Annotated in this window: 18 protein-coding genes; 1 reads left to right on the top strand and 17 read right to left on the bottom strand. The window is 60.7% G+C overall.

The annotated features are described in order from the left end of the window. Positions 1-64 precede the first annotated feature (64 nt). The 5 genes from sucA to sdhC all read right to left on the bottom strand — a co-directional run bounded on the left by sucA (position 65) and on the right by sdhC (position 6,378). Positions 65-2,872 (bottom strand): 2-oxoglutarate dehydrogenase E1 component, encoded by a 2,808-nt coding sequence (gene sucA, locus ATE40_RS02900; RefSeq protein ID WP_004939884.1) that lies wholly within the window; start codon positions 2,870-2,872, stop codon positions 65-67. A 275-nt stretch (positions 2,873-3,147) separates the two neighbouring features. Continuing rightward, complete coding sequence (locus tag ATE40_RS02895) at positions 3,148-3,864, bottom strand: succinate dehydrogenase iron-sulfur subunit (RefSeq protein WP_015376975.1); 717 nt, start codon at positions 3,862-3,864, stop codon at positions 3,148-3,150. 16 nt (positions 3,865-3,880) lie between these two features. Beyond that, positions 3,881-5,647, bottom strand: coding sequence for a succinate dehydrogenase flavoprotein subunit (gene sdhA / locus ATE40_RS02890; RefSeq protein ID WP_015376974.1), 1,767 nt, complete (start codon positions 5,645-5,647; stop codon positions 3,881-3,883). Further along, positions 5,648-5,995, bottom strand: a complete 348-nt coding sequence (sdhD, locus tag ATE40_RS02885) for a succinate dehydrogenase membrane anchor subunit (RefSeq protein WP_004939891.1) — start codon at positions 5,993-5,995, stop codon at positions 5,648-5,650. Continuing rightward, entirely contained in the window at positions 5,989-6,378 is a 390-nt protein-coding gene (gene sdhC / locus ATE40_RS02880; RefSeq protein ID WP_004939893.1) for a succinate dehydrogenase cytochrome b556 subunit, read from the bottom strand. The genes sdhD and sdhC overlap by 7 nt, the downstream gene beginning before the upstream one ends. A gap of 729 nt (positions 6,379-7,107) precedes the next feature. Here sdhC and ATE40_RS02875 point away from each other — a divergent pair. Next, the gene (locus ATE40_RS02875) at positions 7,108-8,400 is read left to right on the top strand and encodes a citrate synthase (protein ID WP_016928730.1); all 1,293 of its coding nucleotides are present in this window, start codon (positions 7,108-7,110) and stop codon (positions 8,398-8,400) included. Between the two features lie 56 nt (positions 8,401-8,456). Here ATE40_RS02875 and nei read toward each other — a convergent pair whose 3' ends face one another. From nei to ATE40_RS02815, 12 genes are all read right to left on the bottom strand, one after another. Continuing rightward, the gene (nei, locus tag ATE40_RS02870) at positions 8,457-9,248 is read right to left on the bottom strand and encodes an endonuclease VIII (protein WP_063918908.1); all 792 of its coding nucleotides are present in this window, start codon (positions 9,246-9,248) and stop codon (positions 8,457-8,459) included. A gap of 54 nt (positions 9,249-9,302) precedes the next feature. Further along, entirely contained in the window at positions 9,303-9,947 is a 645-nt protein-coding gene (pcp, locus tag ATE40_RS02865; protein ID WP_019454038.1) for a pyroglutamyl-peptidase I, read from the bottom strand. Positions 9,948-9,955: 8 nt separating this feature from the next. Then, entirely contained in the window at positions 9,956-10,975 is a 1,020-nt protein-coding gene (locus ATE40_RS02860) for a DUF979 domain-containing protein (protein WP_019454039.1), read from the bottom strand. Then, entirely contained in the window at positions 10,972-11,703 is a 732-nt protein-coding gene (locus ATE40_RS02855; RefSeq protein ID WP_016928734.1) for a DUF969 domain-containing protein, read from the bottom strand. Before ATE40_RS02855 ends, ATE40_RS02860 begins: the two co-directional genes overlap by 4 nt. A gap of 54 nt (positions 11,704-11,757) precedes the next feature. Further along, positions 11,758-12,498 (bottom strand): 5-oxoprolinase subunit PxpA, encoded by a 741-nt coding sequence (gene pxpA, locus ATE40_RS02850; protein ID WP_063918907.1) that lies wholly within the window; start codon positions 12,496-12,498, stop codon positions 11,758-11,760. After that, positions 12,488-13,420 (bottom strand): 5-oxoprolinase subunit PxpC, encoded by a 933-nt coding sequence (pxpC, locus tag ATE40_RS02845; protein WP_063918906.1) that lies wholly within the window; start codon positions 13,418-13,420, stop codon positions 12,488-12,490. Before pxpC ends, pxpA begins: the two co-directional genes overlap by 11 nt. After that, the gene (pxpB, locus tag ATE40_RS02840) at positions 13,414-14,070 is read right to left on the bottom strand and encodes a 5-oxoprolinase subunit PxpB (RefSeq protein ID WP_156785398.1); all 657 of its coding nucleotides are present in this window, start codon (positions 14,068-14,070) and stop codon (positions 13,414-13,416) included. Before pxpB ends, pxpC begins: the two co-directional genes overlap by 7 nt. A gap of 158 nt (positions 14,071-14,228) precedes the next feature. Next, positions 14,229-14,972, bottom strand: coding sequence for a type 2 GTP cyclohydrolase I (locus ATE40_RS02835; RefSeq protein ID WP_063918905.1), 744 nt, complete (start codon positions 14,970-14,972; stop codon positions 14,229-14,231). Between the two features lie 18 nt (positions 14,973-14,990). Further along, a complete protein-coding gene (locus ATE40_RS02830) occupies positions 14,991-15,971 on the bottom strand; it encodes an MBL fold metallo-hydrolase (RefSeq protein ID WP_063918904.1) in 981 nt (326 codons plus the stop codon). A 22-nt stretch (positions 15,972-15,993) separates the two neighbouring features. Then, entirely contained in the window at positions 15,994-17,424 is a 1,431-nt protein-coding gene (gene phrB / locus ATE40_RS02825; protein WP_063918903.1) for a deoxyribodipyrimidine photo-lyase, read from the bottom strand. 15 nt (positions 17,425-17,439) lie between these two features. Continuing rightward, complete coding sequence (locus tag ATE40_RS02820; RefSeq protein ID WP_063918902.1) at positions 17,440-18,396, bottom strand: YbgA family protein; 957 nt, start codon at positions 18,394-18,396, stop codon at positions 17,440-17,442. 141 nt (positions 18,397-18,537) lie between these two features. Next, a complete protein-coding gene (locus tag ATE40_RS02815) occupies positions 18,538-18,747 on the bottom strand; it encodes a YbfA family protein (RefSeq protein ID WP_004939916.1) in 210 nt (69 codons plus the stop codon). Positions 18,748-18,980 lie beyond the last annotated feature (233 nt).

Genomic DNA, 18,980 nt, shown 5'->3' with positions numbered 1-18,980 from the left:
TTAGCTTTCCCTTAAGTTTTTTATCATCTGCTTGCCGGCCCCTCGGCCGGCAAGCGAGCGAACATTAGTCAATATTCAGCGCGTCGTTCACCAGAGCCTGCTGCTGCTTCTGGTGTACGGACATATAGCCCACCGCCGGAGAAGCGGAGGCCGGACGTCCTGCGTAACGTAAAGAAGCCCCGAACGGCACCACTTCACGGAAGTTGTGTTGGCTGCAGTACCAGGCGCCCTGGTTCAGCGGCTCTTCCTGACACCAGACGAAATCATGCACGTGCGAGTATTGCTCCAGCACGGCCTGAACGGCCTGATGCGGGAACGGATACAGCTGCTCGATACGCACGATGGCCACGTCTTTCTGCTCGTTCTTGCGACGCTGTTCCAGCAGGTCGTAGTAGACCTTGCCGGAGCACAGCACGACGCGCTTGACCGCTTTCGGATCCAAGTCGTCGATCTCGCCGATCGCCGGCAGGAAGGTGCCGTTGGCCAGCTCGTCCAGCGAAGAAATCGCCAGCGGGTGACGCAGCAGCGACTTCGGCGACATCACCACCAACGGACGGCGCATACCGCGCAGCGCCTGACGACGCAGCATATGGTAAACCTGCGCCGGCGTGGACGGGACGCACACCTGCATGTTCTGCTCTGCGCACAGCTGCAGATAGCGTTCCAGACGCGCGGAAGAGTGCTCAGGGCCCTGGCCTTCATAGCCGTGCGGCAGCAGCATCACCAGGCCGCACATACGGCCCCATTTTTGCTCGCCGGAGCTGATGAACTGGTCGATAACGACCTGTGCGCCGTTGGCGAAGTCGCCGAACTGCGCTTCCCAAATGGTCAGCGTGCGTGGTTCCGCCGTCGCGTAGCCGTATTCGAACGCCAGCACCGCTTCTTCAGACAGCACGGAGTCCCAGACTTTGAATTCGCCCTGGCCGCTGTGGATGTTCGCCAGCGGAACGTAGACCGAACCGTTTTTCTGGTTGTGCACCACCGCGTGACGGTGGAAGAAGGTGCCGCGGCCGGCGTCTTCGCCGGAGATGCGGATTGGAATGCCTTCATCCGCCATGGTGGCGTAGGCCAGCGTTTCGGCGGCGCCCCAGTCGAACGGCTTGTTGCCTGCGGCCATCTCGGCGCGGTCAGCGTAGATTTTCGCCACGCGCGACTGCATTTCGATCGCTTCCGGCACGGTGCTGATGCGGCGGCCCAGTTCCTGCAGACGCTTCATCTCAACCTTGCTCGGGTACTCTTCGTCCCACTCATGGTTCAGGTACGGTGACCAGGTGAAGGAGTGCAGGTTCATCGGACGCCACTCTTCAACCACGCAATCGCCGCGGTCGAGCGCGTCGCGGTACAGGTTGACCATTTCCGTGGCATCTTCCAGGCTGGCCACTTTCTGCTCGGTCAGAACGTCAGCGTAGATTTTGCGCGGCGTAGGGTGTTTCTTGATCTTCTGATACATCACCGGCTGGGTGGCGCTCGGCTCGTCGGCCTCGTTGTGCCCATGGCGACGGTAGCAGACCAGATCGATCATCACGTCACGCTTAAAGGTGTTACGGAAATCCAACGCCAGACGGGTGACGAAGGCCACGGCTTCCGGATCGTCCGCGTTAACGTGGAAGATCGGCGACTGAACCATTTTGGCGATGTCGGTGCAGTATTCGGTAGAGCGCGCATCCAGCGGGTTGGAGGTGGTGAAACCAACCTGGTTGTTGATGACGATACGCACGGTGCCGCCCACTTCGTAACCGCGAGCCTGAGACATGTTCAGGGTTTCCTGAACCACGCCCTGGCCGGTGATGGCGGCGTCGCCGTGGATGGTGATCGGCAACACCATGTTGCTGCGCGCTTCGTCCAGACGATCGCGACGGGCGCGTACCGAGCCCATGACCACCGGGCTGACGATCTCCAGGTGCGACGGGTTGAACGCCAGCGCCAGGTGAACCATGCCGCCTTCGGTTTCCACGTCGGAGGAGAAGCCCTGGTGATATTTCACGTCACCGGTGCCGAGGTGTTCTTTATGCTTGCCGGCGAATTCGTCGAACAGATCGGCCGGCTTTTTGCCCAGCACGTTGATCAGCACGTTCAGACGGCCGCGGTGGGCCATGCCCAACACCACTTCGCGCGTGCCGTTCTTACCGGCGTGGCGCACCATCTCTTTGAGCATCGGCACCAACGCGTCGCCGCCTTCCAGCGAGAAGCGTTTGGCACCCGGGAATTTGGCGCCCAGGTAACGTTCCAGGCCTTCCGCCGCGGTCAGCTCGTTCAGGAAACGGCGTTTTTCGTCGGCGGTAAAGCTGGCGCGCCCCACCACCGACTCGATGCGCTGCTGGATCCAGCGTTTCTCTTCGGTGTTGGTGATGTGCATGTATTCCGCACCGATCGAACCGCAGTAGGTCTGCTTCAGCGCAGCGTACAGATCGCCCAGCTTCATGGTTTCTTTGCCGATGGCGAAAGAGCCCACGTTGAAGGTTTCCTGGAAATCGGCTTCGGTCAGGTTGTGGTAAGCGGGATCAAGGTCAGGAACTTGCTCGCGCTGCCACAGGCCAAGCGGATCGAGGTTGGCATGCTGATGCCCGCGGAAGCGGAAGGCGTTGATCAGCTGCAGTACCTTGACCTGTTTGGCGTCGGTTTCCGGATCGGTGATGGTGGTGTTGTAGCGCGCGGAGTCTTTCGCCAGGCGGCGGAAGTAATCGCGCGTTTGAGAGTGAAGCTGATCGGGTTTGACACCCGCGGTTGGTAGCTGTTGAAAAATGGAACGCCAGCTATCTTCAACGGAACCCGGATCGGTTAAGAAGTCTTCATAGAGCTGCTCTATGTAAGACTGGTTCGCGCCCGCCAGATAGGAGGAATCCAGCCAGGCCTTCATTGCGCCGTTCTGCATCATGATCCCTTAAGCTTTGAAGCTTTAGTTTTCGCCGTGGTTAACATAATTACCGTGATGAATACGGTTTGCCGTAAAACGGTTCACTCGACGTACTTGCGGCCATGACGGCCCGATACGTTCTGTTATGGACCTTGCGGTCCCTTACAAGGAACCTCTAAAAACCGGCGGAAGAACCAGGCTGCATAGCGCCGCAGCCGCGGGTCAGTTTTTAGAGGTTCCCTCCCCTATGGGACGTGCGCCGGAAAAGAGCCCGGCGCAGCATCTCATTCCGTTTATGCGCCGCGTTGCAGCAGCATGGACTTGATATGCCCGATAGCACGCGTCGGGTTCAAGCCTTTAGGACATACACTGACACAATTCATAATGCTATGGCAGCGGAAAACACTAAAAGCGTCGTCCAGATCATCTAAACGTTCTTGCGTTTCCGTGTCACGGCTGTCGATCAGGAAGCGATACGCCGCCAGCAGACCGGCCGGGCCGATGAACTTGTCCGGGTTCCACCAGAACGATGGGCAAGAGGTCGAGCAGCAGGCGCACAGAATGCACTCGTACAGACCGTCCAGCTTGGCGCGCTGCTCCGGCGACTGCAAGTGCTCGCGCGCCGGCGGGTTCTTGCCGTCGTTCAGCAGGTAAGGCTTGATCTTTTCATACTGGGTATAGAACTGGCCCATATCCACCACCAGATCGCGCACCACCGGCAGGCCCGGCAGCGGACGGATCACGATCTTGCCGTTGCCTTTACGCAGCGACGAAACCGGGGTGATGCACGCCAGGCCGTTTTTACCGTTCATGTTCAGGCCGTCGGAACCGCACACGCCTTCGCGGCATGAGCGACGGAACGACAGGGTCGGGTCTTTTTCTTTCAGCTGGATCAACGCATCCAGCAGCATCATGTCACGGCCTTCTTCCGCTTCCAGGGTGTAGTCCTGCATGTGCGGGGCGTCGTCGACATCCGGATTGTAGCGATAAATGGAAAATTCGAGTTTCATCTGTCGATCTCCGCAATTAGTAAGAACGCACTTTCGGCGGGAATGCCGGGCGCAGCTTCGGTTGCATGTTCACTTCGCGGCGCGTCATGCTTTCCGATTGCGGCAGATACAGCGAATGGCACAGCCAGTTGGCGTCATCGCGTTCCGGGTAGTCGAAGCGGCTGTGTGCGCCACGGCTCTCGGTACGGAAGTTGGCCGACACGGCGGTGGAATACGCAGTCTCCATCAGGTTATCCAACTCCAGACACTCGATGCGCTGGGTGTTGAACTCGCTGGAGGTATCGTCCAGGCGTGCGTTCTTCAGTCGTTCACGGATCACTTTCAGTTCTTCCAGGCCCTTGGCCATCGCATCGCCTTCGCGGAATACCGAGAAGTTGTGCTGCATGCAAGACTGCAGCGCTTTGCGAATTTCAACCGGGTCTTCGCCGGAACGGGTGTTGTTCCAACGGTTCAGACGGTCCAGCGAGGCTTCCACGTCGGAGTCGCTGGCGTCACGGCTCACGCCCTGCTCTTCCAGCGATTCCTGCAGGTGCATACCGGCGGAACGGCCGAACACCACCAGGTCGAGCAGCGAGTTGCCGCCCAGACGGTTGGCGCCGTGCACCGATACGCAGGCGATTTCGCCCACGGCGAACAGCCCCGGGATCACCACGTCTTCGCCTTTCTCGTTCACGGTCAGCGCCTGGCCGGTCACCTTGGTCGGAATGCCGCCCATCATATAGTGACAGGTTGGGATAACCGGGATCGGCTCTTTCACCGGATCGACGTGCGCGAAGGTGCGGGACAGTTCCAGAATGCCCGGCAGACGGGATTCCAGCACCTCTTTACCCAGGTGATCCAGCTTCAGCTTGGCGTGCGGGCCCCAAGGACCGTCACAGCCGCGGCCTTCGCGGATTTCGATCATGATCGAACGGGCAACCACGTCGCGGCCCGCCAGATCTTTGGCATTCGGCGCATAACGCTCCATGAAGCGCTCGCCGTGTTTGTTCAGCAGGTAACCGCCTTCGCCGCGGCAACCCTCGGTCACCAGCACGCCCGCGCCGGCGATGCCGGTCGGGTGGAACTGCCACATTTCCATGTCCTGTACCGGCACGCCGGCGCGCAGCGCCATGCCGACACCGTCGCCGGTGTTGATGTGGGCGTTGGTGGTGGACTGGTAAATACGGCCTGCGCCGCCGGTCGCCAACACGGTGGCCTTGGCTTTGAAGTAAACCACTTCACCGGTTTCGATGCAGATAGCCGTGGTGCCGACCACCGCGCCGTCCTGGTTTTTCACCAGATCAAGCGCATACCACTCGGAGAAGATAGTGGTGTGGTTTTTCAGGTTCTGTTGGTACAGGGTGTGCAGCAGCGCATGGCCGGTACGGTCGGCTGCGGCTGCGGTACGCGCCGCCTGCTCGCCGCCGAAGTTCAGCGACTGGCCGCCGAACGGGCGCTGATAGATGCGACCGTCGTCCAGACGAGAGAACGGCAGACCCATGTGTTCCAGTTCCAGAATCGCTTCCGGGCCGGTTTTACACATATATTCGATGGCGTCCTGGTCACCGATATAGTCGGAACCTTTCACCGTGTCGTACATATGCCATTCCCAGTTGTCCTCGTGGCTGTTGCCCAGCGCGACGGTGATGCCGCCCTGTGCAGACACGGTATGGGAACGGGTCGGGAAAACTTTGGACAGCAGGGCACAGGTCGAGCCCGCTTGGGAAATTTGCAGCGCGGCACGCATGCCCGCACCGCCGGCGCCGATTACGACGGCATCAAACTCTCTGACTGGCAGTTTCATTTAAGCACCCCACACTACGATTGTTCCGTACAGTAAATAGACCAGCAACGCGACCACGACAGCCAGCTGCAACACCAGGCGAACCGCCAGCGGCTTGACGTAGTCCGTCAGCACCTGCCACAGCCCGATCCAGGCGTGCACCAGAATCGACAGCAAGGTCAGCAGAGTGAACACTTTCGTAATGGAAGTGGCGAAGAAACCGCGCCAGATGTCATAAGTGAGTTCCGGAGCCGTGACGAAAAAGCCCAGGATATACAGGACGTACAGGGTAATGATGATAGCGGAAGCGCGCAGCAGCAGCCAATCGTGCACGCCATTGCGCCCTAATGCAGAAACGTTGTTTACCATACGAGGACTCCAGCCAGAACTGACAGCACGACGGTCAGACCGATCGCCACCTGGGCGGAACGGGTGCCGGCGGCCAAACTCTCTTCGATATAGCCAAAATCCATTAACAAGTGACGGATGCCACCGCAAATGTGATAGGCCAGCGCCGTGAGGATGCCCCAGAATATGAATTTGACGATGAAGCTATTCATGATGGCGGCCGCCTGCAGGAACCCCTCTTGGGAAGAGAGTGACAGGCCCAGCAGCCAGAGGAGGATACCCACGGCAACGAAGGTAATTACGCCAGAGACTCGGTGTAAGATAGACGCTATCGCAGTTACGGGGAACCGGATCGTTTGCAGATCCAAGTTGACAGGTCGTTGTTTTTTCACGTATTTGCCCACACAGCTCTTATTATTTTCCTTCCTCCGGGCCTGGGCGGGGATCAGACAGCGTTAAGAGCCTAAAACCCTTACACGTCACGCGCTCAAACATCAACATCCTCTGTGCTCAAACGGCGCGCATTTATAACGCTGGGTGCTCCTACTTCAGGGTAATCCGGAGACCTGGCGGCAGTATAGGAGGATCACATTCTGATTACAATTCTCATACAACCGCTTTGATAACATTTCCCCCGAACAGTGATTCAGATCACGGATTTCACAATTAGTGCAAAATTAATTATCTGATTTGACAAGAGATCAACATTTCCATTACATATAGGGGCACAAACGGTCCTATGATGCGCTATGGGTCAGCAGATACACTTCCTCCCGGGTTCGAGTTATGCAACAGTGTATTTGGCGAACCTATCCCAATAGCCGTTGTTTCCCGCTCGAGTTTGCCGGCGTCAAAAGCAAATAAAGCACATAAAAACAGATTATTGGGATAGGTTCACATCTCTTCGAACAGCTCATAGGTAAGATTAACAGACTATAACGAATTACTATGAATCGTTAACAACTGGTCACCCGTCTCGTTCGCCTGGTCAGCACTCTGTACCCTACCCGCGCACAGTTGCGCAGTCGCTCACAGAGTTAGCGTCCGCACCATTTTTTTGCGGGCAACCTGCAGAGATTTAAGGTATTTCAGTTGTTAGTGATTTTTAAAATAAGGCGCTAAGGAGACAGTAAATGACTGATAAGAAAGCGACGCTAACCATTAATGACAGCGAAGCTCCGATCGAACTGGGCGTATTAACACCGACACTGGGCCCCGATGTCCTCGATGTCCGCGCTCTGGGTTCCAAAGGTTATTTCACATTTGATCCCGGCTTTACCTCCACCGCTTCTTGCGAATCCAAGATTACCTTCATCGACGGCGACAAAGGCGTGCTGCTGCACCGCGGCTTCCCTATCGAGCAGCTGGCGAAAGAATCTTCCTACCTGGAAGTGTGCTACATCCTGCTGTACGGCGAGACTCCAACGCCGGAAGAATTCGAAACCTTCAAGACCACCGTGACCCGCCACACCATGATCCACGACCAGATCACCCATCTGTTCCGTGGCTTCCGTCGCGACTCGCACCCGATGGCGGTGCTGTGCGGCGTGACCGGTGCGCTGGCGGCGTTCTACCACGATGCGCTGGACGTCAACAACGAGCGTCACCGTGAAATCACCGCGTTCCGTCTGCTGTCCAAAATGCCGACCGTGGCGGCGATGTGCTACAAATACTCCCTGGGCCAGCCGTTCGTTTACCCGCGCAACGATCTGTCCTATGCCGGCAACTTCCTGCACATGATGTTCGCCACCCCGTGCGAAGAGTACGTGGTGAACCCGGTGCTGGAGCGCGCCATGGATCGCATCCTGATCCTGCACGCCGACCATGAACAGAACGCCTCCACCTCGACCGTGCGTACCGCCGGCTCTTCCGGCGCCAACCCGTTCGCCTGCATCGCGGCCGGCATCGCCTCCCTGTGGGGACCGGCGCACGGCGGCGCCAACGAAGCGGCGCTGAAAATGCTGGAAGAGATCAAGACCGTCGAGCACATTCCAGAGTTTATCAAGCGCGCCAAGGACAAGAACGACTCCTTCCGCCTGATGGGCTTCGGCCACCGCGTGTACAAGAATTACGATCCGCGCGCCACCGTGATGCGCGAAACCTGTCACGAAGTGCTGAAAGAGCTGAACAAGAAGGACGACAACCTGCTGCAGGTAGCGATGGAGCTGGAACACATCGCGCTGAACGACCCGTACTTCATCGAGAAGAAACTGTACCCGAACGTCGACTTCTACTCCGGCATCATCCTGAAGGCGATGGGCATTCCTTCTTCCATGTTCACCGTGATCTTCGCCATCGCGCGCACCATCGGCTGGATCGCCCACTGGAACGAAATGCACGACGAAGGCATCAAAATTGCCCGTCCGCGTCAGCTGTACACCGGCTATGCCGAGCGTGATTTCAAATCCCAGCTGAAAAACAAGTAAGCCGCCTTCCCGGCTGAAACGTACAGCGCCGCCCTTTCGGGCGGCGTTTTTTTTGGCTATTTCTGGCAGCCCGGGCACCAATAGAACGGCCGCGATGACAGGTCGGTACGCACGATCATCCCACCGCAGCGTTCGCACGGCTCGCCGCTGCGATGAAACACCTTGAAGCGAAACAGCGCGCCGTGATGACGGTTGTCATCCGCCTGCCCGCGCGTCTGGTAGGAAAGGCGCGGCACCGCCAGCAATGCCTCCGCCAGGTGGCGCAGCGCCTCTGGCGTCAGATCCTGCGGTTTGTGCTGCGGCGCCAGTTCGGCCTGCCACAGGATTTCGGCGCGCAGATAGTTGCCCAATCCGGCAAGAAACGCCTGATCGAGCAGCATGCCGCTCAGTTGCCTGCGACGGAAACGCGGCGTCAGCAACCGCTCCGCCACATCGTCTACCGTCAGCGACATGTCCAACACATCGGGGCCGATGCGTTGCAAAAACGGGTGTTGCTCTATTTCCTCGCGCGGCCCGACGGTAATATCGGAAGCGCTGTAGAGCAATATCGCGCGGTGGGCGGTTTCCAGCCGCACCCGCAGATCGCGCTTGGTCTCCGGCGTCTCCCCCGCCGCCGCCACTTTCCACACGCCGTACAGCTGGTTATGGCTGTACATCGTCAGCCCGTTGGAAAAGTGGGTCAACAGCGCCTTGCCGCGCGGCTCGATGGCGACGATGCGCTCGCCGAGCAAACGCTGGCGATAATGTTTCAGCTGAGGAAAAGCGAAATCGACGGCGGTCAGCGGCTGATCGATCACCGCCGCCGCCAGTTTGTCCGCCGCCCGGCGAATCTCCGGTCCTTCCGGCATAGACCACTCCTTACATAGACCCGGCGCAGCCCGATGCGCCGGGGATTATCAGGCTTAATGCGTTGCACCGCCCGCCACTTTCAGATCGTGCTCCACCTGCAAAGCGATGGAAACGGCCAGCTCCAGCGCAAACAGCACCGTCGAGGCCGCCATGCTCGGCGCGCCGGGGTGCGCCGCCGCCTGTTCCGGCAGGTACGGGATATGAATAAACCCACCCTTCACCTCGCGCTGGCCGCTCAGCCGGTGCAACAAGCCATACATGACATGGTTGCACACGTAGGTGCCGGCGGTCTGCGAAACGGAGGCCGGAATGCCGGCCTCGCGCATCGAACTGACCATCGCCTTGATCGGCAAAGTGCTGAAATAGGCCGCCGGGCCGCCGGCGACGATCGGCTCGTCCACCGGCTGCTGCCCCTGATTGTCGGGAATGCGCGCATCGTCGACGTTGATCGCCACCCGCTCAATCGTGATATCGGTGCGGCCGCCGGCCTGGCCGACAGCCAACACCATCAGAGGCTGCACCTCATCGATCGCCGCGTTGAGCGCCTCCAGCGCCGCACCGAACACGCACGGCAGCTGGCGCGCCACAATGCGCGTACCGACCAGTTCCAGATCGTTGAGCTGCTTCACCACTTCCCAGGAAGGGTTGAGGCGCTCACCGCCAAACGGCTCGAAGCCGGTAATTAATACTTTTTGCATCCTTACTCCTACAGGAACATCAGGAAATACAGCAGGAACACGTTAACCAACAGTAGCAGCACGCCGGTCGGCACCTGCGCCTTGATCACCGCATTCTTGTCCGGCAGCTCCAGCAGCGCCGCCGGCACAATGTTGAAGTTCGCCGCCATCGGCGTCATCAGGGTGCCGCAATAGCCGGAGAACATGCCGATCGCCGCCATCACCGCCGGGTTGCCGCCGTGTTGCAGCACCAGGATCGGAATGCCGATGCCGGCGGTGACGATCGGGAACGCGGCGAAGGCGTTGCCCATCACCATGGTCAGCACCGCCATACCGATAGCGTAGACCGCCACGGCGATAAAGCGGTTATCCACCGCCAGATACTCCTGGGTTAAATGCGAGATCGCGGTGCCGACGCCGGCGACGGTAAACAGCAGGCCCAGCGTGGCGAGGATCTGCGGCAGAATGAACGCCCAGCCGATCGAATCCAGCAGGCGCCGCGCTTCCTGCACCGGCTGCAACGCCTTCTCATGGGTCATTTTCACCGCGATCGCCAGGCCAATCAGGCAGCCGACGGTCATCGAGAACAGCGTGATCAGCGTCGCGTGGTTACCGCTGCCGAACACTGCGCTTTGCAACGCCGGAATGTTGTTGAACAGCAGCACGCCGATCACCGTCACCACCGGGATCGCCAGGGCGGGGATAAACAGCCTGTTGCCCAACCGCTTGGCGCTGGCCTCGCGCTCCTGCGGCGTTCGCTGATGATAGCTGCCGAGGCGCACGCCGCCGAAGCCGGCGATCAGGGCCATCACCACCACCACCACGCCAACGATGATGTGCAGCATGCGTTTCTCGTTGCTGCCTTCGCCGAGCACATCGCCCAGCAGGCGGTAAGTCCAGTCGCCGACCAGGAACACCAGGCCGTACAGCCCCCAAAATAGCCCGGTGGTGATGCGGCGCGGGTTGGCGCGATCGCGGAAGGACATCACCGCCACAATCAGCAGCACCGCGCCGGCCAGCCAGTAGAGATATTGTTGCTGGAAGTTCATCGTGCTTCCCCCTTCGCCTGCAGCGCCGCCTGATTCAGCTGCGCCAGCTCGGCGCTCAGCTGTTTATCCATCCGATACAGCCGGAAAGCGTGGATCAGGAAAGCGAAAATGGCGGTCGGAATGCCCCACAGCGCGATATGCAATGGCTCGGTCTGAATGCCGCCGGACTCCAGCATAAAGTTGTGCATGAAGATGATCGCGCCGAAGGCCACGAAGATATCTTCGCCGAAGAACAGCCCGACGTTGTCGGTGGCGGCCGACATGGCGCGCAGGCGGTGGCGAGTGCGCTCCGGCAGCTCGCCGTAGCGGTTTTCCGTCGCCCCTTCCGCCATCGGCGCCAGCAGTGGCCGCACCATCTGCGGGTGCCCGCCCAGGCTGGTCAAGCCCATCGCCGCAGTAATCTCGCGCACGAACAGGTACACGATCAGCAGCCGGCCGGCGGTGGCGCTTTTGATCTTGGCGATCCACGCCTGCGCCCGCTCTTTCAACCCGTGGCGCTCCAGCAGGCCGATCACCGCCAGCGGCAGCAGCAGGATCAGCGGCAGGTTACGGGTGTTGAGAAAGCCTTCGCCGAGCTTTTCCAGAATGACGTCCAGCGGCATCAGCGCCGCCAGACCGGTGATGATGCCGGCGGCGATGACCACCAGCACCGGGTTGAAACGCAATACAAACCCGACCACGATAGCGGCGATGCCGATCAGTGGCCAGAGATTCACGGCCTGTTCCATAGTCTTCCCTCGATATTTTCTAATAGTTTTTTGCTTGTGATGTTGTGTCTTGCTTTACTGCTCCGCGCTGACGCGGATCCCCTGCTGAACAAAACTGTCCCGCAGCCTGCGCGCATACGCCAGCGCATGCTCGCCATCCCCATGCAGGCAGACGGTTTCCGCCTGAACCGCGGTCCAGACGCCATCCACGCTGCGCACCCGGTGATGGCGCACCATCTCCAGCGTTTGCGCCAGCGCCTGCTCGTCGTCCTCGATAAGCGCCCCCGGCAAGCCGCGCGGCACCAGTGTGCCATCGGCCTGGTAGCCGCGATCGGCGAACACCTCCTGCCGGGTGGTCAGACCGAGCTTTTCCCCGGCGCGGATCAGCTCGCTGCCGGCCAGCCCCACCAGCCGCAGCGCCGGATCGACCGCCTGCACCGCCCGGGCGATCGCTTCCGCCAGCGCCGGCTCAACCGCCGCCTGGTTGTACAGCATGCCGTGCGGCTTGACGTGCACCATCACTCCGCCCTCGGCGCGGGCGATAGCCGCCAGCGCCCCGAGCTGATACACCACCTGCGAGTACACCGTTTCCGGCGGCAGCTGCATGCGGGTGCGGCCGAAGTTCTCCCGATCGGGAAAACTCGGGTGGGCGCCGATCGCCACGCCGTACTCCAATGCCCAGCGCACCGACTGACGCATGGTCTGCGCATCGCCGGCGTGGAAGCCGCAGGCGATGTTGGCCGAGCTCACCAATTGCAGCAGCGCCTGGTCGTTGGCGCAGCCTTCGCCGAGATCGGCGTTCAAATCAACGATCATGTAACCCCCAGGCAATCTGTCGAAGGAAGAGATCCTGCTCGGCCTTGGCGCGCTGCGCCTCCGCCAGTGAGCAGAGAACGAAGTGGATCGGTTCGCCGAGTCGGATCTGCGCCAAATGGTAGAGATCGGCTTCGATCACGCAGGCAATACGCGGGTAACCGCCGGTGGTTTGCGCATCGGCCATCAGCACGATCGGCTGGCCGTTGTGCGGCACCTGCACCACGCCGGGCAACAGGCCGTGCGACAGCATCTCGCGGTCGGTGGTGCGCTCCAGCGGCGTGCCGCCGTGCAGACGGTAACCCATGCGGTTGCTCTGCGGGCTGAGCTGCCAGGCGGCGCGCCAGAACGTCTCCTGTGCCTCTTCGCTGAATTCGGCGTACTCCGGCCCCGGCAACGCGCGGATGCGATTGGTGAACAGCAGTTGCTTCACGCCGCAGGAATGCTGCGGTTGAGCGGCAGATTTGCCGAGCGGCAACCGGTCGCCGTCCTTCAGATTACGCCCCTCGCATCCGCCAAAGGCGGCTTTCATATCGGTGCTGCGCGAGCCCAGCATTTCCGGCACGGCGATGCCGCCGGAGATCGCCAGGTAGCTGCGCATGCCGCGTTTCGGCGTGCCCAGCGCCAGCCGCTGCCCCTTTCTCACCGGATAGCGCCAGCCGGTCCACAGCGGTTTGCCGTCCAGCTGCGCGTCGCAGCCGGCGCCGGTCAGGGCGATCCAGCCAGAGCGGGTAAACTCGGCGCTGAACTGGCCGAGGGTGATCTCCAGCCCGGCGGCCTCCGGCGTATTGCCCACCAGCAGGTTGGCTATCTTCAGCGCCGGTTGATCCAGCGCTCCGCCGGTGCTGATGCCCAGACGGCGGAATCCCTCGCGGCCCAAATCCTGCACCGTGGTATAGATGCCGGCACGCAGAATAATCAGCATACGCCCTCCTTCTGTGGCACGAAGCGTACATTATCGCCCGGGCGCAGCAACGTCGGCGGCATTTCATGCGGATTGAACAGCGCCAGCGGCGTGCGGCCAATCAGCTGCCAGCCACCGGGCGTCACCAGCGGATAGATGCCGGTCTGGCTGCCACCGATGCCGACGGAGCCGGCCGCCACCGCCAGACGCGGTTCAGCGCGGCGCGGCGTCGCCAGTTGTTCCGGCATGCCGCCCAAATAGGAGAAGCCCGGCTGAAAGCCGAGGAAATAGACCACATAGGCCGCCGCCGCGTGGCATTCCACCACCTGTTGCGGCGTCATGCCGGTATGACGCGCCACCTCATCCAGGTCGGGGCCCTGTTCCCCGCCGTAGATAACCGGAATATCCACCTGACGCGATTCCGGCGTCAGGCTCTCTTTGCTCTCCCACCCCTGCTGCAGCAATGCCAGCATCGCTTCGGCATCGGCCTGCGGCGTATGCAGCAACAGCGTCAGGTTATTCATCCCCGGCACCACTTCCCGCACGTCGGGATGGTGATTCAGCTTTTCCGCCAACGCCCAAATGCGCCGCTGGCTGGGCAGCGTCACCGGCGGCGACAGTTCAAGCACCACCGCTCTTTCACCCAACAGGTAACATCGTGCTTGTTGCACCCTTATTCTCCTTATTATTATCGCGATGAAAAACACACCAGTTATGCGTGACGCGGCCCCGGCTGTCAATAGAACGCAACCATAGGGAAAATAAGGAAATAGCGCGGTAAAAGGATTCAGCCGGCGCACAGGCCGGGCTGGATCCGGGGAAGAAGAAATCAGGCGGGATTCGGGATATCGATAAAGGTCACATCAAAGCCGTGGTACTGAGCCAGCCACTCTCCCAACGCTTTCACGCCGCCGCGCTCGGTGGCGTGGTGGCCGGCGGCGAAGAAGTGAACGCCCATTTCGCGCGCGCTGTGGATGGTCTGCTCAGAGACTTCACCGCTGATAAAAGCATCGACGCCAAAGCGCGCCGCGCTGTCGATAAAGCCCTGGCCGCCGCCGGTGCACCAGGCCACCCGGCGAATGTGCTCAGGCGCGTTATCGCCGCAGTGCAACACCGCGCGCCCCAGCCGGCTTTCGATACGCTGCTGCAGCGCTTCGCCGGTCAGCGGCTGTTCAAATTCGCCGTGCGGCACCAGCGGCTCGACTTCGCCAATCACCCGAATGCCCAACGCCTGCGCCAGCTGCGCGTTGTTGCCCAGCACCGGATGCGCGTCCAGCGGCAAATGATAGCCGTACAGGTTGATGTCGTGGGTCAGCAACGTTTTCAGGCGATTGCGTTTCATGCCGCGCACCGCCGGCGCCTCGTTTTTCCAGAAATAGCCGTGGTGTACGATAATCGCGTCGGCCTGATGCGCCACCGCGGCGTCCAGCAGCGCCTGACAGGCGGTGACGCCGGTCACGATACGCTGTACATGCGCACGCCCCTCTACCTGCAAACCGTTGGGGGCGTAGTCCTGAAACGCCGCAGCGTTCAGTTCCGTGTTGATCAGTTGTTCCAGATCGAGGTTACGCATTCTCTTCTCTCTTCATAGTCAAAATGTCTGTCGGTCGCCCTGCGCCATCAGGATGAATTTCACCCCCAGATCGTTGCCCTGCGCCAGCTGCTGCGCAATGGCGGCGCGCGCGTCTTCGCCCTGCTTCAGGCTGGGCTTGATGTGGCTGATGACCACCGGCAGACCGTTCAGCGAGCCTTCGCCGCCGCTGTACTGCGTCAGGTTCTTCAGCTCCTTCAGCAGCCAGGCCGGCGTCAAATGGCCGTACAGATGTTTGTCCTCAACCCCGTTGGGATAAGAGGTTTCGATAATCATGCCTTTGAGCTTTTTCTGCTCGACAAGCGGCCCCAGCGTGCGCCAGACGGTATCGAGATCGCGCGACTGCTCCACCTTATCCGGCCCGGTATCGCCGAAATAGGCGAAGAACTCCTTGCCGTTGGAAATCAGCAGCATCGACGACGGGTAGCGATCGTGGCTGAGCGGGTACATCACGCCGGTCAACCCGGTCAGGCCGAGGGTAAACCGCTGCTGCGGCCGCACCGTTTGCAGCCGGTAGGTGCCCAGCCGCGCGCCGTTGCCGGCGTCGGTAAAGTTCGGCCAGGCCTTCCAGTTAAAGTAGTGATTACGCAAGGTCAGCACGGTGTCCGCCTGGGCGTAAACGGTTTTTTTATTGTCTTCCGGCGAGCCGACGATCAGCCCCGCCACGTGGTCCAGATGGCCGTGGCTGATAAAGTAGCTGCCGATCAACTGCCGGAACACATAGCCCTGCGGCGTATAAGGCGCGGCCAGCTCGGGCGTCACCTGCGGGAAGCTGCCCTTCTCCAGCCCTTTGGCGATGCCCGGCAGCAGCGAACCGGCGTCCAGCGCCACATACTGCGGTTGATTGTCGCTGCGGATCAGGTAGGAAGTCAGGTTGCCGTCGCTGACGCCACCGTCGACGCCCAGCGCCACCACGTCAAAGCCGGCGATCGCCAGCGCGGAATAGCCGCTCAGGCACAGGGCCAACACCTTTTTCATCATTGCGTCGCTCCTTGCAGTTGCCTCAAGACTCTCCCCGTTTCGCCGCCTCGAACGCCGCCAGCGTCTCCAGACGGGCTTGCTTATGATCGACGATCGGCAGCGGGTAATTCAGCACGCATGGCTGCTTTTCCGCCCAACGGTGAGGATAATGGATGTCATTGTCGGGCACATCCGCCAGTTCCGGCAACCATTTACGGATAAAAGTGCCTTGTGGATCAAAACGTTCACCCTGCGTTGTCGGGTTGAAGATGCGGAAATACGGCGCGGCGTCGGTGCCGGTGGAAGCCGCCCACTGCCAGCCGCCGTTGTTGGCCGCCAGATCGCCGTCCAGCAATTGCGACATGAAATAACGCTCACCGGCCCGCCAGTCGATCAGCAGGTCCTTCACCAGGAAACTGGCGCTGATCATGCGCAGCCGGTTGTGCATCCAGCCGGTGGCGTTCAGCTGGCGCATGGCGGCATCGACGATCGGGTAACCGGTCTCGCCCCGCTGCCAGGCCTGCAGTTTCTCCGCGTCATCGCACCAGCGCACCTTGTCCGTCCAGGCGATAAACGGCCGATGGCGGCACAGCTCGGGATAGGCCACCAGCAGATGGCGGTAGAACTCGCGCCAAATCAGCTCGTTGAGCCAGGCGAAGGCGCCGCTTTCGCGATCTTCCAACAGCTGTGGGCATTCTGCACGCAGGCGGTTGAAGCACTGGCGCGGCGACAGCACGCCGATCGCCAGATAGGGCGACAGGCTGCTGGTACCGGCGAGGGCCGGCAGATCGCGTTGGCGAAGGTAATCCTGCACCTGCTCGCGGCAAAAGGCGCGCAGCCGCTGCAGCGCGGCCTCCTCGCCGGCGGGATAGCCATCCCCGATGTCTGCCGTAGGGTAATCGAACGCCGCTGGCGCCTCAGGCGCAGGCAACGCGCCACCGGCACGGGTTTTCGGTGCCGGCAAGCAGTTGAGATCGGACTCGGTCAGGCGATGAATGAAGGCGTTGCGAAACGGCGTATAGACCTTGTACATCTCCCCGCCGCCGGTTTGCACGCTGCCCGGCGGCAACAGCAGGCTGTCATCAAAACCGTGGCACCTTACCCGCCCATTCAACTGCTGCTCCAGCCACGCATCGCGTCGCCGTTCATTCAGTTCGTACTGGCGATTGTAAAACAGCGCATCCACCTGCTCCCGCCGGCAATAGTCCGCCAGCCAGTCGATCGAAGCGGCAAAATCCGTGCCGGCATGGCAATGCAACGCAATGCCTTTTTGCGCCAGCGCCTGCTGCACCGCCCGCAGGCTGGCATGGATCAGCGCCGCCTGCCGCGGCGCCATCTCATGTTGCCGCCACTGCTGCGGGGTGGCGATAAACACCGCCAACACTCGGGCTTCGGGATCGCTGCAGGCAGCGTGCAGCGCTTTGTTGTCGGTGATACGCAGATCGTTACGCAACCAGACCAGATGAGTGGTCATAAAACTCCTTGTCAATCAATGGCCGTAACGCAAACGCAGCGCCTCCGGGTAAGGTTCGAAATAGCGTTGTTCCGCCAGATAGCGGTCGGGGTATTCCGCCATGTAATGTTTAAGCAGCGCGATCGGCGCCAACAGCGGCTGCATGCCCTGCCGATAACGGTCGATCAGGTGCGCCAGCTCCTGGCGTTGCGCCGCGCTGAGCTGACGGCGGAAATAGCCCTGCACGTGCATCAACACGTTGGTGTGGTTGCGGCGCGTCGCCTTGTGCGCCAACAGCGCCATCAGGCGGCTGCGGTATTCCACAGCGAAGGCTTCCAACGAGTCCCAGCGGTGAATATCGGCGACGAAGCGCCCCAGCTCGCGATACGCCGGCTGCGAATGCGCCAGCAGTGAAAGCTTGTAGCGGCTGTGAAACGCGATCAGCCCGCCGCGGGTCAGCCCCTGACGCCACAGCATATTCAGCTCGTACAGCGCGTACACCCGTTCAATGAAGTTTTCCCGCAGTGCCGCATCCTGCAATCGTCCGTCTTCTTCCACCGGCAGCCACGGCATCTGACGCAGCAGTTCAGCGGTAAACAGCCCGACGCCGTTTTTACGCGAGTCCTTGCCGTTTTCGCTGTAGACCCGCACTCGCTCCAGGCCGCAGCTCGGCGACTTGGCGCAGACGATATAGCCGCACAGATGCTGCAGCGCCGCCACGCGCTGTGCGGAGAAGCGGCGCATCTCCTCGGTCAGATCCACGCTCGCGTCATTGCTGTAACGCATCGCCGGCCAGGGCTGAGCCTGCTTCACCAGGCGCAGCGCCGGGCGCGGCGTCGGCAGGCCGATCGCCATTTCCGGGCAAACGGGCTCAAAGCGCACATAGGGCGCCAACTGTTCCACCGCAAAGGCCAGCCGCTTGTGGCCGCCGTCGAAACGCACCGTCTCGCCCAGTAAACAGGCGCTGATACCGATAGGGATCTTGTCGCTCATACCGCTCTCCCGTGTTGTTGGCCGATGAGGAAAGTGTAGAAGAACGGCTTGCCGAATACGACCTTACGTTGGGTAGGGGCGGCCAGAGGCATAAAAAAACCCCCGCCGCAGGGCGAGGGTTTTTCGTGAATCGGCAGTGACTCAGTAGAAATCGCAGGACGCCAATTCCGCCTGCTGCAGCCAGACCGGCTTGTCGCTGGTTTTTGACCAGACGCGGTGCAGGTAGCTGTAAAAACGCCCGCGATCGCTGCGGAACAGCATCACCGGCAGGGCCAAAATGCCCGCGATGACCACTGCGCTGCGGCGCAGGAGAATCCGATGCAGTGAATAAGCGTGATAGGTAGTAGACATGCGAACCTCCTTAAAAACGCCTGCCGTTGATTTGTCAGGGAAAACGGCGTCGGCGTATCAAATGAACAATCGGTAATTTGGTAACTGGACAAAATTTTAGCGCACTTGATGAAAGTTTACTACTCATCCGACCACTAAATCGCACAAAAAATCGCTAATCACCTCAGTGATCCGTAATTTTGTTACAGCCAAGTTAATTTTTAACTAAACATGGGTTACATTGTGGTTATTTC

The organism is Serratia surfactantfaciens (assembly GCF_001642805.2).
Classification (GTDB): domain Bacteria; phylum Pseudomonadota; class Gammaproteobacteria; order Enterobacterales; family Enterobacteriaceae; genus Serratia; species Serratia surfactantfaciens.
This window is presented reverse-complemented; position numbering and strand designations above follow the sequence as displayed.

Excerpts from the sequence above, each read along its gene's own strand:
- ATE40_RS02895 (WP_015376975.1), bottom strand. The coding sequence starts at position 3,864 with ATGAAACTCGAATTTTCCATTTATCGCTACAATCCGGATGTCGACGAC.
- ATE40_RS02875 (WP_016928730.1), top strand. The coding sequence starts at position 7,108 with ATGACTGATAAGAAAGCGACGCTAACCATTAATGACAGCGAAGCTCCG.
- ATE40_RS02860 (WP_019454039.1), bottom strand. The coding sequence starts at position 10,975 with ATGAACTTCCAGCAACAATATCTCTACTGGCTGGCCGGCGCGGTGCTG.
- ATE40_RS02855 (WP_016928734.1), bottom strand. The coding sequence starts at position 11,703 with ATGGAACAGGCCGTGAATCTCTGGCCACTGATCGGCATCGCCGCTATC.
- pxpA (WP_063918907.1), bottom strand. The coding sequence starts at position 12,498 with ATGATCGTTGATTTGAACGCCGATCTCGGCGAAGGCTGCGCCAACGAC.
- pxpC (WP_063918906.1), bottom strand. The coding sequence starts at position 13,420 with ATGCTGATTATTCTGCGTGCCGGCATCTATACCACGGTGCAGGATTTG.
- ATE40_RS02830 (WP_063918904.1), bottom strand. The coding sequence starts at position 15,971 with ATGATGAAAAAGGTGTTGGCCCTGTGCCTGAGCGGCTATTCCGCGCTG.
- ATE40_RS02815 (WP_004939916.1), bottom strand. The coding sequence starts at position 18,747 with ATGTCTACTACCTATCACGCTTATTCACTGCATCGGATTCTCCTGCGC.
- ATE40_RS02835 (WP_063918905.1), bottom strand. The coding sequence starts at position 14,972 with ATGCGTAACCTCGATCTGGAACAACTGATCAACACGGAACTGAACGCT.
- ATE40_RS02820 (WP_063918902.1), bottom strand. The coding sequence starts at position 18,396 with ATGAGCGACAAGATCCCTATCGGTATCAGCGCCTGTTTACTGGGCGAG.
- sucA (WP_004939884.1), bottom strand. The coding sequence starts at position 2,872 with ATGCAGAACGGCGCAATGAAGGCCTGGCTGGATTCCTCCTATCTGGCG.
- pcp (WP_019454038.1), bottom strand. The coding sequence starts at position 9,947 with ATGCAAAAAGTATTAATTACCGGCTTCGAGCCGTTTGGCGGTGAGCGC.
- nei (WP_063918908.1), bottom strand. The coding sequence starts at position 9,248 with ATGCCGGAAGGACCGGAGATTCGCCGGGCGGCGGACAAACTGGCGGCG.
- sdhA (WP_015376974.1), bottom strand. The coding sequence starts at position 5,647 with ATGAAACTGCCAGTCAGAGAGTTTGATGCCGTCGTAATCGGCGCCGGC.
- phrB (WP_063918903.1), bottom strand. The coding sequence starts at position 17,424 with ATGACCACTCATCTGGTCTGGTTGCGTAACGATCTGCGTATCACCGAC.
- sdhD (WP_004939891.1), bottom strand. The coding sequence starts at position 5,995 with ATGGTAAACAACGTTTCTGCATTAGGGCGCAATGGCGTGCACGATTGG.